Origin of the sequence: Longimicrobium sp. (assembly GCF_036387355.1) — a bacterium.
GTDB lineage: Bacteria > Gemmatimonadota > Gemmatimonadetes > Longimicrobiales > Longimicrobiaceae > Longimicrobium.
The window spans coordinates 1-16,186 of sequence record NZ_DASVTX010000311.1; the positions used below are offsets into that span (position 1 = coordinate 1).

The window sequence follows — 16,186 nt, forward strand, 5'->3', positions numbered from 1 at the left end:
GCTGATCCGGATGTATGCCGTTGACGTGCCGTTCTGGGACCAGTGGGAGGCCGCCATCCTCCTGGAACAGCTGCACCAGGGCACGCTGACGCTGCGGGAGCTGTTCGCGCAAGACAACGAGTACCGCCAGTTCTTTCCCAATCTCGCCTTTGTCTCGCTCGGCCGCCTCACAGGCTGGGATGTCCGCTACGAGATATGGCTCGGCTTCGGGGTGGTGTGCCTCACGTCGGTGTGCCTGTACCGGCTGGACGCGCGCACGCCGGGCAGGGGCCGCGCCGCACGGCTCGGCTGCTGGGGGCTGGCGAATCTGCTGCTCTTCTCACCGGTGCAGCACGAAAATTGGCTGTTCGGGGTGCAGCTGGTGTATTTCGCCCCGGGGGCATGCCTCGTGGCGGGGCTGCTGGTGTCCACGACCCATCGGTGGCGCGCGGGCACGCGCATCGGCGCCAGCATGGCACTGGCCGCGGTGGCCACCTTTTCGTCCGCCAACGGCGTGGTCACGTGGCTGGTGCTGGCCCCGCTCGTGTGCCGGGCGGGAGACGCCCGGCGGCGCCGGCTCATCATCCTGGCGTGGGCGGCTGCGTGCGCCGCCTGCATTGCACTCTACCTGCACGGGTACACGCGGCCCGCCGCGCACCCGTCGCCCTGGCTGGGGGCCCGGCACCCGGGGGGTGCGGCCGTCTTTTTCCTGGCGCTGCTCGGCTCACCCTTCGCGCTCTCGGCGCGCATGCTCCCCGTCGCGACGGTGGTGGGAGGCGCGCTGCTTTGCGCCTTCGGGGTCGCCTGCTACCGGCTGCTGCTGCGCGGCGATCCCGTGCACAGGGCCTGGGCGGGGCCGTTCCTGGCGCTGGGTGCGTACTCCGTTGCCAGCGCCGCGCTGGTGACGGCCGGCCGGCTCGGCTTCGGCGCTGGCGCCGCGATGACTTCGCGGTACACCACCTTTTCGCTGTATCTGGCGGTGTCGCTGGTGTACACGGCCGCCGCCGCGTTCCCCCCGCGGCGCGGCATGCAGCGGGCGCTGGCCGCCGCGGCGCTCGTCGCGCTGAACCTGGCCGCCGCCGGGGCAGCGGTGCCGTACGGCTTCGTCCTGAGCCGGCGCGAGCGACTGCAGACCCGCACCTGTCTGCGCTGGATGGACGTGGCGCCCAACCGGGAGTGCCTGGCGCAGCGGGTGTACCCCGACGCCGCCGTGCTGCGCGCCCGCGCCCATGCGATGAATCGTCTGGGCTACCTGCGTCCGCCGCTTGCCCGCACCGCCGCGATTGATGGCCCTACGCGGGGCGCGGCCTGCGCCCCGGGGGTGGTGGACGGGCTGGCGCCGCCGGGAGAGATCCGGCAGGCATCCGGATGGGCGGGGCTCCCCCACGCCAGGCGCCCGGCAGACGCAGTACTGCTGACGGCTGAGCCGGCCGGGCTCGTGGTGGCCCTCGCGGTCCCGCAGGTCGGCGTCCGCGAGCGCGGCCGCTGGCGCGCGGCGCTCCCCGCGGGCAAGCTCCCGCCTGGCACACGCGGTGTGCGCGCGTGGGCCGTCGATGCCCTCAACGACAGCACGCATGCGCTCTGCTCCCCCCCGCCCGCACCCCGGCGCGCGGGCGGGGCGGGTGCGCCCGCCCGCCGGGGCGGGACCTGACCGATCCTCCGTCTTCAGGCCCATCATGCACCTCGGGATCAGCGTCTTCTTTCCCGCGTTCAACGACGAAGCCACCATCGCACCGCTGGTGCGGAATGCGCTCGAGCTTCTTCCCCGGCTCGCGGACGATTTCGAGGTGATCGTCGTCAACGACGGGAGCACGGACGGCACAGCGCGCGTTCTGGACGAGCTGGCCGCGCTGCACCCCCGGGTACGGGTGGTGCACCACCCGCAGAACCGCGGCTACGGCGGGGCGCTGCGCACGGGATTCGCCACCGCCCAAAAGGATCTCGTCTTTTACACGGACGGCGACGGGCAGTACGACGTCGGGGAGCTGGCCCGGCTGCGCCCGCTGCTCACCGACGGGGTGGACGTGGTGAACGGCTACAAGCGGTCGCGGGCGGACGACTGGCGGCGCAGGGCGCTGGGCACGGCGTACAACCGCCTGGCGCACCTCCTCTTCTACCTGCCGGTTCGCGATGTGGACTGCGACTTCCGCCTGGTGCGCCGGAGCGCCATGGAGGGGATCACGCTCGAGTCGTCCAGCGGCAGCATCTGCGTGGAACTGGTGTACCGGCTGCACCGCGCGGGGTGCGTGTTCGCAGAAACCGCGGTGCACCATTACCCTCGCGTGCACGGCCGCTCGCAGTTCTTCACCCCGGCGCGGGTGGCGCGCACGGCACGGGACCTGCTGGCGCTCTGGACCAAGCTGGTGGTGCTCCGCCGCCCCCAAAACGATATCCGCCAGACGGACCGCGGTCGCCGCGAGTAGCTCCCGGCCCGGGGCACAGGCGCGCGCTGGCGCCAACCCACCGCAGCAGAGGCACCCGATGGACGGAATCGTACCGCTTCACGTGTACAGGGGACGCTCCGTACTGATCACGGGCGGCATGGGGTTCATCGGGAGCAACCTGGCGCGTCGTCTCGTCCAGATGGGCGACGTGGACGTGCACCTGCTGGACGCGCTCCTGCCGGACCAGGGCGGCAACGCATACAACGTCCACGACATCGTGGACCGCGTCACCGTGCACGCCGTCGATCTGGGGTGCGAGTGGGCCGTCAACCACCTGGTGGGCGGCATGGACTACATCTTCAACCTGGCGGCCGCCGTCAGCCATGTGGAGTCCATGCGGGACCCGCACCGCGACCTGGCGCTGAACTGCAGCGCCCACCTGACCCTGCTGAACGCCTGCCGGAGCTACAACACCAACGCCAAGATCGTCTTCACCAGCACCCGGCAGGTGTATGGCCGGCCGCTGTACCTGCCGCTGGACGAGCAGCACCGGGTGGCGCCGCCGGACGTGAACGGCATCAACAAGCTCGCGGCCGAGCACTACCACCTGCTCTACCGCCGTGTGTACGGCACACGCGCGGTGTGCCTCCGCCTGACCAACACCTACGGCCCGCGACAGCACGTGCGCGACGACAGGCACGGCTTCCTGGGATGGTTCATCCGCCAGGCGCTGCGCGGCGGCGAACTGGAGCTGTTCGGCGAAGGGCGTCAGCGCCGCGACGTCAACTACGTGGACGACGTGGTGGACGCGTTGCTGATGGCCGGCGGCAGTGAAGCGGTGGACGGGGAGATCTTCAACCTCGGTGGCGACCCGGTGACGGTGGCCGAGCTGGCCCAGTCGCTGATTTCCATCGCGGAGCGCGGATCCCTCCGGCTCGTGCCCTTCCCGGACGAGCGGCAGCGCATCGACATCGGGAACTCGTACTGCAGCTACGACAAGTTCAACGCGGCCGTCGGCTGGCGCCCCCGCACGCCGCTCCAGGAGGGGCTTGCCCGCACCGTGGAGTTCTACCGGAAGCATGGTGCCCACTACTGGAAAGCTGATGCGGATTCCGTTTCTCGATCTGACTCGGCAGCATGACGAGGTCGCGGCCGAGGCCGGCGCCGCGCTCACGCGGGCCGCGGCGGCCGGCGCCTACATCTTGGGACCGCAGGTGGCCGCCTTCGAGGCGGAGTGGGCGCGCTTCTGCGGGGTCGCCGGCGCGGCGGGCGTAAACAACGGAACGGACGCGCTCGCGCTGGCGCTGACCGCCACGGGCGCCGTGCGGCCGGGGCGGGGTGACGAGGTGGTCACGAGCCCGGTCACGGCCGGCTATACCGGGCTCGCGATCCTCCGCGCCGGCGGGGTGCCGGTGTTCGCGGACGTGGAGCCCCGCAGCGCCACGCTGGACCCGGGCGCGCTGGCACGGGCGCTCACCCCGCGCACGCGTGCCGTGGTTCCGGTGCACCTGCACGGGCAGATGGCAGACATGGCGGGGATCTGCGAGGTGGCCGGGCGCCACGGCCTGCTCGTGCTGGAAGACGCGGCGCAGGCCCACGGGGCAGTCCTCGACGGACGCGCCGCCGGCGGGCACGGCCACGCCGCGGCATTCAGCTTCTACCCCACCAAGAACCTGGGCGCATGGGGCGACGCGGGGGCCGTAACCTCCAACGATGCTTCGGTGATCGCCCGCGTGCGGGAGCTGCGCGAGGGGGCGCACCCGGCGGCGATGCTGGGCGACGCGGTAGGGGCGAACTCGCGCCTGGACGAGCTGCAGGCCGCCGTGCTGCGGGTGAAGCTCGCGCGGCTGGCGGAGTGGAATGCGCGCCGCGCACAGCTCGCCGGCGCCTATCGCGAGCGGCTGGGCGCGGCGTGCGTCCCCGGGCTGGAGCTGCCGACCGAGCGCGCCCCGGGCGCGCATGCCTTTCACCTGTACGTGGTGCGGCACGCGCAGCGCGACCGCCTGCAGGCGCACCTGGGTGACCGGGGGGTGGAGACGCTGGTCCACTACCGCCCCCTGCTGCACCAGCAGCCACTCTTCTACCGCGCGGGCCAGCGCGCGCTCCCGGTCGCGGAGCGCCTGGCGGGGGAGATGCTGTCGCTCCCGCTCTACCCCCAGCTCCGTCCGGACGAGCTGGGCGGGGTGGTGGAGGCGGTGGCCGGGTTCGCGCCTGCCCGCTGACCCGGGGCTGCCGGCCGGCGCGCCACGCAAATCGCCGACACCCCGGCCGGGAGCCGCGCCCCCGGCGTCCGGAGAAGCCGCGCCTCGGCGCGCAGCACCGCGGCGAGCGCGCGGTTCAGCGCCGGCGCGACCCGGGCGACGTCGGAGCCGGGCGCTGCCAGGCCGAGCCGCTTGAGCACCATGCGGCGCACCACGGCGACCGGGAGGAGGACCGCGTTGGCGTACGTGGCCCTCTCCAGCTCGAACCCCGCGCCTTCCATGAGTGCGGCGAGGGCACCCAGCCGGTAGCGGCGCTGGCTGCCCAGCGCCCGATCGTGGTCGCTACGCAGCCAGTTGTAGGCGGCGGCGCGCACGAACGCGATGCCGCCGGGGCGCAGCACCCGGAACATCTCGCGAACCGCCTGCTGGTCGCTCCCCTCACCGGGAAGCTGCACGAGCACGTCGAAGCTGGTCACCAGGTCAAAGCATTCATCGCGGAACGGCAGCTCCACTACGGAGGCGCGCGCCAGCGACCGATGCCCGCGCTCGCGGCAGAAGTGAAGGGCATCCGCAACCAGATCCACCCCCGCCACGCGCCCGCCGCCGGCGTAGTGTGCCAGGCGGGCGAGCATGCCGCCGGTACCGCAGCCGGCGTCCAGCACGTCCCGGTCGGGTCCGGGCGGGCAGTGCGGCTCGAGGAGCGCGGCCGTGATCTCGCGCATCCCCTGGAACCACCACATGCTCTCTTCCAGCGCGTAGAGATCCTCGTAGTCGTTGGTGTGCACGATCGCGTGGAAGCAGGGAATCGGTGGCGCGGGCGAGGCGTTGGGCGCCCGCATGCCCCCGGATGATGGGATCGTGCGCCCGCGCACCCGGATGGCGCGCGAGCGCCAGTCGGCGCTCCGCCGGCGTGGCGGACAGGGGACTCCGCGGAGTCCGGTCGTCCCGGCGGCGTGGCGTGGAGGGGGAACCGCGGGTACGCGCCGGAGGCCTGAGTCTAACGGAGCGCACACCGGGTGGGAAGCCGGGCTCGGGACCCCCTCGCCGCAGGCCGGCCCAGCCGGTTGGCGTACGTCCGCCCCGGCAAGGGTGGCGCCCGCGCCGCGCCGGGCTGATCTTGTGTTCCGCGACCCCTCCACCCCGCCCCGCGTCCCCATCATCCGCATGAGTCCCGCCGAGCTCTACGATCACCTTCACGACCTCGCCTCCCGGGCGGAACGCCGCGGCGACTGGTCGCGGCCCACCAGCATCGCCAGCGAGGTGCAGAAGCACGTGATGGACGTGCTGTTCACCATCGCGCGGGCGGACGGGGACATCAGCCGCCCGGAGTCGGCGTTCCTGGCGGAACTGCTGGCCAGCGGCGTGCGCGCGCAGAACGCGCAGCTGCGCGACATGGTGCGCACCTTCGGCCGGGGCGACGCGGACGGGCAGGCGGTCCTGGCGCGCGTGCCCCACTACTTTCGCGTCCTCGTGGCGGGCGACCAGATGCGCGGCACGGTGAACGCCGCCAACGCCGCGGCCTGCATTCGCGAACTGGGGCTGCACCTGATCGCCGCGGACGGCCACAACCTGCCGGCGGAGGTGGCGCTGCTGACCGAGCACGTCGGCCGGCTGGAGGGCGCCGTGGCCGACGCCCACGTGCAGCAGCCGCGCCCCGAACTGGCGGACGGCGGCCTGCCCGGCGTTCACCCCGGCGCGGCGGACGGGCGCGCCCTGCTGGTCCCGCAGCCCTCCCCCGCCCCGGCCGCGCAGGCGGACGCGGCCCCGCAGCCCCCGCCCGCGACCCTGGACGAGTTGATGGCCAGGCTGAACCGGCTGGTGGGGCTGCGCCGGGTGAAGCAGGAGGTGCAGACGCTCGCCAACCTGGTGCGGGTGCGCAGGATGCGGCAGGAGCGCGGCATGCGCGTTCCGCCCATGACGCTGCACATGGTGTTCACCGGCAACCCGGGAACGGGAAAGACCACGGTGGCGCGGCTGCTGGCGGAGATCTTCCGCGCGCTGGGGGTGCTTTCCAAGGGGCACCTGGTGGAGACGGACAGGTCCGGCCTGGTGGCGGGATACGTGGGCCAGACCGCCATCAACGTGAGTGAAAAGGTGAAGGCGGCGCTGGGCGGAATGCTCTTCATCGACGAAGCGTACGCGCTGTCCAGCAGCGATTCCGGCCAGGACTTCGGGCGCGAGGCGGTGGATGCGCTGGTGAAGCTGATGGAGGACAACCGCGCGGACCTGATCGTGGTCGTCGCCGGCTATCCCGCGCCGATGGAGAAGTTCCTGGAGAGCAACCCCGGCCTGCGCTCGCGCTTCAACCGGTTCCTGAACTTTGACGACTACATCCCCGCCGAGCTGTTCGCCATCCTGGAGCGGATGTGCGAGGACAACGGCTACACGCTCTCGCCCGAGGGCGCGGGGCACGCCCGGGCGTGGCTGCGCCACCTGTTCCAGAACCGCGGCCCCAACTTCGGCAACGGGCGCGAGGTGCGGAACGTGTTCGAGCAGGCGCTGGCGAAGCACGCCAACCGCGTCGGCCCCGTGGAAGCTCCGACGGACGAGGCGCTGTGCACCCTCCAGCCCTCCGACTTTCCCGACCTGCCGGAGGGCGTGGAGCCCGCCCCGCCTCCGCCCCCCGCGGACAGTGCCGAAGGAGATCTTGCGGCGGATGCGCCGCCCGCGGACCCCGCCCCGCCCGAGCCCGCCGGCCCCGCCTCGGCTGCGGATTCCGTCAGCGGCACTTACGCGGAGGGCGCGGGGGAGGCCGTTAACACGGCGGAGGGGGATGCCGTCGCGGACGAGAGCGGGTGGCGAGGCGGCTGAGCCGGGTTCTGGAATGCCCGCTGCTCGCACGGGGACTCGCTTTCAGGTACTGGCAACGGTATAGTCCGTCACTGGTAGTCTGACGACCCGATTCCGTCGAAAACATGGCCGAGCCTCGCGACTCACGGTTGCTGCACCGCGTGATCATCCAGAACTACAAGAGCATCCGGGAGTGTGACGTCACTCTGGGCCCGCTCACGTTTCTGGTTGGCCCGAACGGGTCGGGAAAGAGCAACTTTCTTGATGCGCTGCGTTTCGTGTCAGACGCGCTCTCCGGCTCCATCGAACAGGCGTTCCGGAGCCGGGGCGGCACCGCGGAAGTCTGCCATAAACGGCGCGATCTGTTCTCATACGAGATCGGGATCCGGCTTGAGTTTCTCCTTCCGTCCGGAGATGCTGGCCATTACGCGTTCAGCATCGATACCGCGGGAAACAGCAGTGCGGTACTGCGGGAACAATGTTCCGTAGCCTCAATCTCCACGGGTGGCGCGGAGCACTTCTACAAGGTCGCGCGGGGAGAAGTGACGCATTCGTCACTCGACGTAACCCCGGCTGCAATGGGGGATCGCCTCCTCCTGGCAAGCCTCTCCGGCATCCCCGCCTTCCGTCCGGTTTTCGACGCGTTGTCGGGAATGGTCTTCTACGACCTACAGCCGCAGGTTCTACGCGAACTTCAGCCACCCGGCCCGGGCGATGTGCTGTTGAGGGACGCAGCGAACCTGCCCAGTGTTCTCGATTTGCTCGCGTCGGAATTTCCCAGCGTGAAAACGAGAGTCGAAGAGTACCTGCGGGGAATTGTGCCGGACTTGGTAGGGGTCGTGCCAAGATCATTGGGACCCCGCCGGACGATCCAGTTCGTTCAGCGCCCGGCGGACTCGGAACTGCCCGCTTTCTTCTACTCGTCCAGCATGTCGGACGGAACATTGCGCGCGCTTGCAATCCTGCTCGCGCTGTTTCAGGTTGGCAACGGCGCCGGACCTCTCCTGATCGGCCTTGAGGAGCCGGAAACGGCTCTGCACCCGGCCGCGGCGGAGGTCCTGCTGGACAGCCTTCGCGAAGCGGCGGAGTCACGGCAGATCGTCGTAACGAGCCACAGCCCGGATCTGCTGGACGCGGGCAAAGTTTCCGACGCGGAGATGCTTGCCGTGATCTCCTCGGGAGGAGCAACCAGCATCGGCCGCATCGACGATGCAAGCCGGTCTGTACTGCAGGACGGCCTGTTTGCTCCTGGCGAGCTGCTCAGAATGGATCACCTGCGGCCCGGCGTGCTGCCGGTGCTAACCTTGAACCCGGGGATCCTGTTCGACGAACCCGCCGGAACGAACGCATGATCCTCGCCGTAGTGGAGGGACCCGGCGAAGTGGAAGCCGTCCCCGTGCTCATCCGGCGAATCGTCGCGGCGAAACTGCCCGGAGGTGTTCGTCAAAGTACCGCCGCCGATCCGCGCCGGCCGGGGCAGCATCGTCAAGCCCGGGGGCCTGGAGCGGTATGTTGATCTTGCCGCGCGGGACACCCAGCCGGGTGACGGGATCCTGGTGATCATCGACGCGGACGACGACCTTCCGTGCGAACTCGGTCCGTCGCTCCTGAACCGAGCCGCGGCCGCCGGGCCGGACAGGCGTACGCGGGTCGTTGTCGCCCATCGCGAGTTCGAGGCGTGGTTTCTCGCCGGCGCGCGGTCGCTGCGTGGCAGGCGCGGACTGGCTCCCGACATCGAGCCACCTCAGGACCCCGAAGCGATCCGGGACGCGAAAGGTTGGCTAAGTGCGCATACCGGACGCGCACACAGCTACAAACCGGCCGTGGACCAGGCCGCGTTGGCGAATCTGGTGGATCTCGAAGAAGCATCCACCGCACGGTCGTTCCGAAAGCTCGTAAAGGAAGTGCTGGCACTCGCTCGCGAACGTGGCTGACCGACTGGCATTCGTGCCCGGCAGGGTGTATCTTGTGCGCCGACGCAACCAACGACCGCGACGCAACCAATCCGCGAGGGAGATATGGCTGGCTGGGGAACGCTCTTCTGGCACATCGGCGTGTTTCTGTTCATCACGTTCCTGGTGTACCTGGTGTGCATGCAGTTCGTCCGCCTGGAGGACAAGCGCACCCAGCGCTACGGCCCGCGCCGCTGATTCCGGCGCCGGACTCGCCTGCGCACGCGGAACTGTCGCGGGGCGGCCTCAAAGGGCCGCCCCGCTCTGTTTTTGCGCAGAGGAGGATTGCGCGAAACCGTCCACTGCGCTAAACGTTGTAGCACTCCCAGCAAACATACGCCGTCTGCACGACGCCGCTCCCCGCCGCGGGAGCGATCCTCCTGCCCCGCACCGCCGTGCCCCACCGCGCGCTCCGCAACCGCAGCGACTGGCCGCGACTGGCCGCCCGCGCCCTGCACGCCCCCTCGGGGCTGCTGCTGTCGCGCGAGGCGGACGGCAGCGTGGTGGAGCGCCCGTTCGGCGAGGCGTCGCTGCTTCCCGCGCTGCGCCCGCTGGCCGCGCGCTGCATGGAAACAGTGGAGCCGCGCGCCTCCATGGGCGTGCTGTGCGCGCCCATCTGCGACGCGGCGGGCGCGGTGCTGGGCGCCCTGGCCGTGGGCGAGGCGGGACGCTCGTTCCAGCAGCCGGAAATGGCGCTGCTGCGCGAACTGGGCGCCGGCGCCGCGGCCGAGATCGCCGCGCGCAACGCCCTGGTGGCGCTGCGCGACAGCGAGGAGCGCTTTCGCGCCATGTTCGACGGCGCCGCCATCGGCGTGCTGGTGGTGGACATGGACGGCCGCATCGTGCAGAGCAACTCCGCATATCGCGCCATGGTGCGCCTGAATGACGAGCAGCTGCGCGGCCTGCACTTCTGGAAGCTCAACCATCCGGACGACAATCCCGCCAACATGGACCTGTTCCGCGAACTGGCGGCGGGGCGGCGGAGCGCATACCGGATGGAAAAGCGCTACCTGCTGCACGACGGAACGGTCATGTGGGTGCACCTGGCCACCTCCGTGATCCGCGACGGCGCGGGAAAGCCCAGCTTCTGCATGGCGATGGTGGAAAACATCACCGGGCGCATGGAGATGGAGCAGCGGCTGCGGCACGACGCCCTGCACGACGCGCTGACGGACCTGCCCAACCGCACGCTGTTCGCCGAGCGCCTGGCCGAGGCCGCCACCCGCGTGGACGAGCGCGGCGCGCCCCGCCCCTTCGCCGTCTACTTTCTGGACCTGGACCGCTTCAAGCTGGTCACCGACTCGCTGGGCCACCTGGTGGGCGACGAACTGCTGCGCGCCGTTGCCGAGCGGCTGCGCGCCTGCGTGAACCCGGCGGACACGGTGGCGCGCTTTGGCGGCGACGAGTTCGTGCTGCTGCTGGACGGCGTGCCCGACGCGGCCGAGGCGGGGCGGCGCGCCGAGGAGCTGCAGGCCGTGCTTTCGCAGCCGGTGGACCTGGGCGGCTACGAGGTGTTCACCTCCGCCAGCATGGGGATCGCGCTGAGCGCCGACGCGCCGGGCGAGCCGCAGCACCTGCTGCGCAACGCGGACGCTGCCATGTACCGGGCGCGCGCCGTGGCCGCGGAGCGCTGGGCCGTGTTCGACCAGTCCATGCACAACGAGGCGCTGCACCGCCTGCAGCTGGAGACGGACCTGCGCCAGGCCGTGCGCCGGGGCGAGTTCCGCCTGGTCTACCAGCCCATCGTGGAGCTGGCGGCGGGCCGCACGGCCGGGTGGGAGGTGCTGGTGCGCTGGCGGCACCCCGTCCGCGGACTGGTGCCGCCGCTGGAGTTCATCGGCGTGGCTGAAGACACGGGGCTCATCGTTCCCCTGGGGCGCTGGGTGCTGCACGAGGCGTGCAGGCAGCTGGCGGAGTGGCGGGCGGCGGATCCGGAGGGCGAGCCGCGCTTCATCTGCGTGAACCTGTCCGCGCGTCAGTTCATGGACGCGCGGCTGGTGGACGAGGTGGAGGCGGCCGTGCGCGAGCACGCCCTGCCCCCCGGCAGCCTGAAGCTGGAACTGACGGAAAGCACGGTGATGCGCGACCCCGCCTCGGCGGCGGGGCTGCTGCGGCGGCTGCGCGGTCTGGGCATCCCCATCTACCTGGACGACTTCGGGACGGGGTATTCGTCGCTCGCGTATCTGCACCAGCTCCCTCTGGACGGCCTCAAGATCGACCGCTCCTTTGTGCAGCGCGCCGGCGACATGGCGGTGGTGCAGACGGTGGTGGCGCTGGCCCGCAGCCTGGGCGTGGTGGTGGTGGCGGAGGGGATCGAGGAGCCCGCGCAGCTGGAAGCGCTCAAGGCGATGGGGTGCGACTTTGGCCAGGGCTACCTGTTCGCCAAACCGATGGATCCCGAAGCGGTGGCGGCCACCCTGGCCATGCCCGTCGCCGTCATGGCGTGAACCGGGTGGGCGGGATGCAAAAAGAACGCGGGTGGAGGACAGGTCCTCCACCCGCGTTCTTTTTTTGATCACGAGCCCCGTCCGTCGGCGCCTTCAGATGAGCAGCGCGGCCATGAGCAGGATGAACTGCACCACCGTCACGACGATGCCGGTGAGCACCAGGTCGGCCAGCAGAAAGCCCGCGAGGCGCAGCGTGGTACGCGCCCGCGTCTTTCCCGGGTAGAGCCCAAAGATCCCTACGGCGAAGAACATCATCCCCGCCAGCTGGGCGGCCACGGTGAACACCGTGGGCCCCAGCAGCATGAGCGGGCTGCTGAGGATGCAGACCATCCAGATGGAGTTGGTGATGCTGGTGGTGAACATCACGTGGTTCGCCAGCGGCTGGCCGCGGTTCATCCGGCGCAGCACCATGGCCAGCGGCACCATCATCAGGGCGCTGATGATGGGCATCACGGTGTTCATCCACTGCTGAAAGCGCTCGTTCACCATCTCCGCGGTCACGCCGCGGTCGGCCATCAGGCGATGGACGGCCTGGATGTTGGCCTCGGGCTGCCGGCTCAGCAGCTGCTCCCAGTCGAACACGTAGGGCTTGAACACGCTCAGCAGCAGCAGATACACGCCCGCCAGGACGAAGAAGAGCTTGAAGGGCCGCGTGTACCCCGCCGGATTCCCCGCCCAGTAGCTCCGTACGACGGCCACCGGCCGCAGCACGAGGTCGCGCAATGTGCGCGGCACGCCGGCGTCCACCCCCACCAGTTCGGCGACGGATTCCTTGAGGATCTGCCGCGTGGACTCGGGTTCCGCCGCCACCAGCGCACCGCACTCCCCGCAAAACCTGGTGGAGTTTACGGCGCCGCATTGGCTGCAGGCGCGCAGAGAGGGTACCGCGGAGTAGGCTTGCATGGCGGGGTGCTGCCGGGTGCTGATGGACGGGAGCCGCAAGATAAGGCCGGATCGGGACCGCCGGTAGCCCCGCTCCCCGCCAACCCGTTCGCCGGTCACGGTTTGCCGCATCCCGCCCATGCACGCCGAGGGTGCGCGCCGCGCCCGAGCGTTTCACTCTCGTATCTTCGTACTCTCGTACTCTCGTACTCTCGTACTCTCGTACTCTCGTGGTCTCGTACTTTCGTACTTTCTACTTTCGTACTCTCGCACTTCCTCCCCTGCATCCTCCGCCCGATCATGCTATCCTATCCTCCTTCCGGCGCACGCCGCGCCGCCAGCATCCGGCACCCGTGACCATCCCCATGCGATCGTTCTCCATCCGCTCGCTCCTTGTCCTTTGCGCGCTGCTGTCTGCTTCCGTGCTGCGCGCGCAGTCCGGCGCCCTGCTGCTGCGCCCCGACCGAGTCTTTGACGGCACCGACCTGCACGAGGGGTGGGCCGTGCTGGTGCGCGACAGCCTGATCGTGGCCGCCGGGCCCGCGTCGTCCATCGCGGCGGCGGGGGCGCGGGTGGTGGAGCTCCCCGGCACCACGCTCATGCCGGGGATGATCGAGGGGCACTCGCACCTGCTGCTGCACCCGTACAATGAGACGCCGTGGGACGACCAGGTGCTGCGCGAGCCGCAGGCCCTGCGCGTGGCCCGCGCCACCAACCACGCCCGCGCCACGCTCATGGCCGGCTTCACCACCACGCGCGACCTGGGGTCCGAAGGGGCCGGGTACGCGGACGTGGGGCTCAAGCTGGCCATTCAGCAGGGGATCATTCCCGGGCCGCGCGTGCTCGCCGCGGGCCCCGCGATCGTGACGACGGGGAGCTACGGGCCGCGCGTGCTGGCGCCGGAGTTTCCGTCCCCGCGCGGCGCCCAGGAGGCGGACGGCGACGAGCTGGTGCGGGTGGTGCGCGAGCAGATCGGCGGGGGCGCGGACTGGGTGAAGCTGTACGCGGACTACCGCTGGGGCGCCACGGACACCTCCGCGACCACGTTCACGCTGCAGGAGCTGCGCACCGCGGTGGAGGTGGCCGCCAGCGCCGGCCGCCCCGTGGCCGCGCACGCCTCTACGCCGGAAGGGATGCGCCGCTCGGCGCTGGCGGGCGTGACCACGATCGAGCACGGGGACGCGGGGACGCCCGAGGTGTTCCGGCTCATGCGGGAACGGGGCGTGGCGCTGTGCCCCACCCTGGCCGCCGGGCACGCGGTGAGCCAGTACCGGGGATGGCGCCCCGGCCAGCCGGAGCCCCCGCGCATCGTGCGCAAGCGCGCCAGCTTTCGCGCGGCGCTGGACGCGGGCGTCACCATTGTGTTCGGCGGCGACGTGGGCGTGTTTGCGCACGGCGACAACGCGCGCGAGTTCGAGCTGATGGTGGAGTACGGAATGCGGCCGCTGGACGCGCTGCGCTCCGCCACCTCCGTGAACGCCCGCGTCTTCAACCTGCGCGACCGCGGCGAGATCCGCCCCGGCCTGCTGGCGGACCTGGTCGCGGTGACCGGCGACCCCACGCGCACCATTTCCGCCACGCGCGCGGTGCGGATGGTGATGCTCAACGGCGCCATCGTCCGCCAGGACTGATCGTCGTTCGCCAGGACGGGAACGACGCCCCGCCGCGAGTACATCGCGGCGGGGCGTCGTTCATCCACCGGGAGGGCGGAAACAAGCAGGAGCCCCGGCGCCGTGCGGCGCGGGGCTCCTTGCGTGAGTCTATCCGGCGGCCTGCGGTCAGGAGCGCGCGCGCAGGGTCATGCGCGGGGCGGCCTGCGTGGAGGCGAGGCGCGCGTCGGAGCGCCGGGCCTGCACGGTGATGGCCTCCAGGCGGCAGGGCTGGGCTTCGCTGCCGCATCCGGCCTTGGCCAGCTGCGTATCCACCGCCCTGGCCTGCACGGAGATGGTCTCCAGCATGCACGGGTTCTCCTGCGTGCCGCAACGGAGCGTGCTCTCGGCCACGGCGGCCTCGGCGCGCGCCGGCGTGCCGACGGCGCTCTCGATCACGGTGTAGGCGGTCAGGGCCAGCAGCATGGAGGCAAAGGCGTAGCGCACGGAAGGGCGCTTGCTCGTGGTCGTCATCGTTCGTCATCCCGGTCAGAGTGTGGTGCTCAGCGTGTCCTTCGCAGGGTATGACGTACGCCGGGTCCAAAAAGTTTACTTGCCCGGATTAGGCGCGGATTAACGCCGCGCCGCGGGGCTCCGGCGGGCACGGAGCCGGCCTTCGTCGACAGTCGCGCACGAGGCTTTTCTTCGGCGTTCCGGCGATGTACAATCCAGGAGCGGCCGCGATTTGGGGTGATGAAGATCGCCGCCCGCCCGCGGTTCCGTCCCTGATCCGACGATCTCCATCCGCCTCGCTCGTCCCATGACGCCACTCGTCTCGCGCCGTCTCTGCGTCCGGCTGCTTCCCGCGGTCCTCGCCGCGCTGGCCGTGCTCCCCCGCCCCGCCGCCGCGCAGGACGCGGAGCCGCCCAGCATCATCGTGGTGGTGCAGGACGGCGAATCCACCATCCCCATCCCCTTTGCGCACGTGCAGATCGACAGCACGGGGTGGATGAACGCCGGCATCGAGGGCGCGGTGGCGTATCCCGTAACGCCCGGGCAGCACCGCGTGGACGTGCGGGCGCGAGGATACGCGGAGCGGTCGTTTCTGGTCACGGCGGCAGAAACGGGTACGGGCCTGGTGCGCGTTCCGCTGCAGCGCGGGGCGCTGATGCTGGATCCCATCCAGGTTTCCGTGCAGCGCACGGAGGAACTGCGCGATTTCTACCGGCGCGTCCGCAACAGCGCCACGGGCCGCTTTCTGACCCGGCGGGAGATCGACCGCGCGCGGAGCCGGCAGTTCACGGACCTGCTGCGCACCATTTCCGGCGTGCAGGTGTTTGAGGGGCCGCCCCGCCGCCTGATGCTGGGGGGATTCTCTCCGCAGATGATCGCCTCGCACGAGGCGTCGAAGGGGTGCGAGCCGTTGTTCGTGATCGATGGGGTGCCGCGCCAGGTGCTGGACGCAGACACCGAGCTTCGCCTGGAGCAGATCGAGGGGATCGAGGTGTATGCCCGCGCCGCCTTTGTGCCCGCGCTCTACAGTTCGCCGACCCGATGCGGCGCGGTGGTGATCTGGACGCGGTGACACGCGGGGCGCGGCAGGAGAACGGTGGACCCGCGTGTCCGCCGTCCCGGAGTGTAGAGGAACGAACGGGCGGCGCCGGCGCGGCAGGCGGGCGATTGCACGTCCGCCATCCGGTAGCGAACGGTAGCGGCATTGACGCCGCACGGCGGATCACGCGCGTCCGCCCGTCAAGGCACGAACACCAGCATCGGTGCGGACGGCAGGGATGGGCGCGTCCGCCCGTCCAGAGCGAATGAATTGATAGCAAGGCCTTTTGTTGACATCAGGCCTGAGGCACCACACTGAAACGTACGGGCCGTACACGCCTCCAGAGGCGGTCGAAGTCGTCCGGGTTCAGCCGGATGGCGTGACGCAGCTTCAGCATGTTGTTCACGCCA

General features: G+C 70.7%; 14 protein-coding genes. 11 read left to right on the plus strand and 3 right to left on the minus strand.

Annotated elements, in window-relative coordinates; translation table 11 throughout:
- The 4 genes from VF665_RS13370 to VF665_RS13385 all read left to right on the plus strand — a co-directional run.
- Positions 1-1,630 (plus strand): hypothetical protein (locus VF665_RS13370; protein ID WP_331053928.1); only part of this gene is annotated, 1,630 nt, incomplete at its 5' end.
- Between the two features lie 25 nt (positions 1,631-1,655).
- On the plus strand, positions 1,656-2,402 hold the full coding sequence (locus tag VF665_RS13375) for a glycosyltransferase family 2 protein (protein ID WP_331053929.1): 747 nt from the start codon (positions 1,656-1,658) through the stop codon (positions 2,400-2,402).
- 58 nt (positions 2,403-2,460) lie between these two features.
- The gene (locus VF665_RS13380; protein ID WP_331053930.1) at positions 2,461-3,504 is read left to right on the plus strand and encodes an NAD-dependent epimerase/dehydratase family protein; all 1,044 of its coding nucleotides are present in this window, start codon (positions 2,461-2,463) and stop codon (positions 3,502-3,504) included.
- The gene (locus tag VF665_RS13385; protein ID WP_331053931.1) at positions 3,467-4,585 is read left to right on the plus strand and encodes a DegT/DnrJ/EryC1/StrS family aminotransferase; all 1,119 of its coding nucleotides are present in this window, start codon (positions 3,467-3,469) and stop codon (positions 4,583-4,585) included. The genes VF665_RS13380 and VF665_RS13385 overlap by 38 nt, the downstream gene beginning before the upstream one ends.
- On the opposite strand, the gene VF665_RS13390 is transcribed toward VF665_RS13385, so the two are convergent.
- Complete coding sequence (locus tag VF665_RS13390) at positions 4,513-5,349, minus strand: class I SAM-dependent methyltransferase (protein ID WP_331053932.1); 837 nt, start codon at positions 5,347-5,349, stop codon at positions 4,513-4,515. The two genes, VF665_RS13385 and VF665_RS13390, sit on opposite strands and share 73 nt — an antisense overlap.
- 379 nt (positions 5,350-5,728) lie before the next feature.
- On the opposite strand from VF665_RS13390, the gene VF665_RS13395 reads away from it, so the two are divergent.
- The 5 genes from VF665_RS13395 to VF665_RS13415 all read left to right on the plus strand — a co-directional run bounded on the left by VF665_RS13395 (position 5,729) and on the right by VF665_RS13415 (position 11,753).
- Positions 5,729-7,375 (plus strand): AAA family ATPase, encoded by a 1,647-nt coding sequence (locus VF665_RS13395; protein ID WP_331053933.1) that lies wholly within the window; start codon positions 5,729-5,731, stop codon positions 7,373-7,375.
- Between the two features lie 104 nt (positions 7,376-7,479).
- Entirely contained in the window at positions 7,480-8,706 is a 1,227-nt protein-coding gene (locus VF665_RS13400) for an AAA family ATPase (RefSeq protein WP_331053934.1), read from the plus strand.
- A gap of 84 nt (positions 8,707-8,790) precedes the next feature.
- Positions 8,791-9,288: a DUF4276 family protein gene (locus VF665_RS13405; RefSeq protein WP_331053935.1), complete on the plus strand. Its 498-nt coding sequence runs from the start codon at positions 8,791-8,793 to the stop codon at positions 9,286-9,288.
- Between the two features lie 84 nt (positions 9,289-9,372).
- Entirely contained in the window at positions 9,373-9,504 is a 132-nt protein-coding gene (locus VF665_RS13410; RefSeq protein WP_331053936.1) for a hypothetical protein, read from the plus strand.
- A gap of 197 nt (positions 9,505-9,701) precedes the next feature.
- On the plus strand, positions 9,702-11,753 hold the full coding sequence (locus VF665_RS13415; protein WP_331053937.1) for a putative bifunctional diguanylate cyclase/phosphodiesterase: 2,052 nt from the start codon (positions 9,702-9,704) through the stop codon (positions 11,751-11,753).
- Positions 11,754-11,846: 93 nt separating this feature from the next.
- Here the strand turns inward: VF665_RS13415 and VF665_RS13420 are convergent, their stop codons facing one another.
- Entirely contained in the window at positions 11,847-12,563 is a 717-nt protein-coding gene (locus VF665_RS13420) for a DUF3667 domain-containing protein (protein WP_331053938.1), read from the minus strand.
- 437 nt (positions 12,564-13,000) lie between these two features.
- Here VF665_RS13420 and VF665_RS13425 point away from each other — a divergent pair, with 437 nt between their 5' ends.
- Positions 13,001-14,266, plus strand: coding sequence for a metal-dependent hydrolase family protein (locus VF665_RS13425; RefSeq protein WP_349263130.1), 1,266 nt, complete (start codon positions 13,001-13,003; stop codon positions 14,264-14,266).
- 147 nt (positions 14,267-14,413) lie between these two features.
- Here the strand turns inward: VF665_RS13425 and VF665_RS13430 are convergent, their stop codons facing one another.
- Positions 14,414-14,758: a hypothetical protein gene (locus tag VF665_RS13430; protein WP_331053940.1), complete on the minus strand. Its 345-nt coding sequence runs from the start codon at positions 14,756-14,758 to the stop codon at positions 14,414-14,416.
- A gap of 286 nt (positions 14,759-15,044) precedes the next feature.
- Here VF665_RS13430 and VF665_RS13435 point away from each other — a divergent pair, with 286 nt between their 5' ends.
- Positions 15,045-15,809, plus strand: a complete 765-nt coding sequence (locus VF665_RS13435) for a Plug domain-containing protein (protein ID WP_331053941.1) — start codon at positions 15,045-15,047, stop codon at positions 15,807-15,809.
- Positions 15,810-16,186 lie beyond the last annotated feature (377 nt).

What these genes read in the sequence shown, in the direction of transcription:
- VF665_RS13375 (WP_331053929.1), top strand. Translation starts at nt 1,656, where the DNA reads ATGCACCTCGGGATCAGCGTCTTCTTTCCCGCGTTCAACGACGAAGCC.
- VF665_RS13380 (WP_331053930.1), top strand. Translation starts at nt 2,461, where the DNA reads ATGGACGGAATCGTACCGCTTCACGTGTACAGGGGACGCTCCGTACTG.
- VF665_RS13385 (WP_331053931.1), top strand. Translation starts at nt 3,467, where the DNA reads ATGCGGATTCCGTTTCTCGATCTGACTCGGCAGCATGACGAGGTCGCG.
- VF665_RS13395 (WP_331053933.1), top strand. Translation starts at nt 5,729, where the DNA reads ATGAGTCCCGCCGAGCTCTACGATCACCTTCACGACCTCGCCTCCCGG.
- VF665_RS13400 (WP_331053934.1), top strand. Translation starts at nt 7,480, where the DNA reads ATGGCCGAGCCTCGCGACTCACGGTTGCTGCACCGCGTGATCATCCAG.
- VF665_RS13410 (WP_331053936.1), top strand. Translation starts at nt 9,373, where the DNA reads ATGGCTGGCTGGGGAACGCTCTTCTGGCACATCGGCGTGTTTCTGTTC.
- VF665_RS13425 (WP_349263130.1), top strand. Translation starts at nt 13,001, where the DNA reads ATGCGATCGTTCTCCATCCGCTCGCTCCTTGTCCTTTGCGCGCTGCTG.
- VF665_RS13430 (WP_331053940.1), bottom strand. Translation starts at nt 14,758, where the DNA reads ATGACGACCACGAGCAAGCGCCCTTCCGTGCGCTACGCCTTTGCCTCC.
- VF665_RS13435 (WP_331053941.1), top strand. Translation starts at nt 15,045, where the DNA reads ATGACGCCACTCGTCTCGCGCCGTCTCTGCGTCCGGCTGCTTCCCGCG.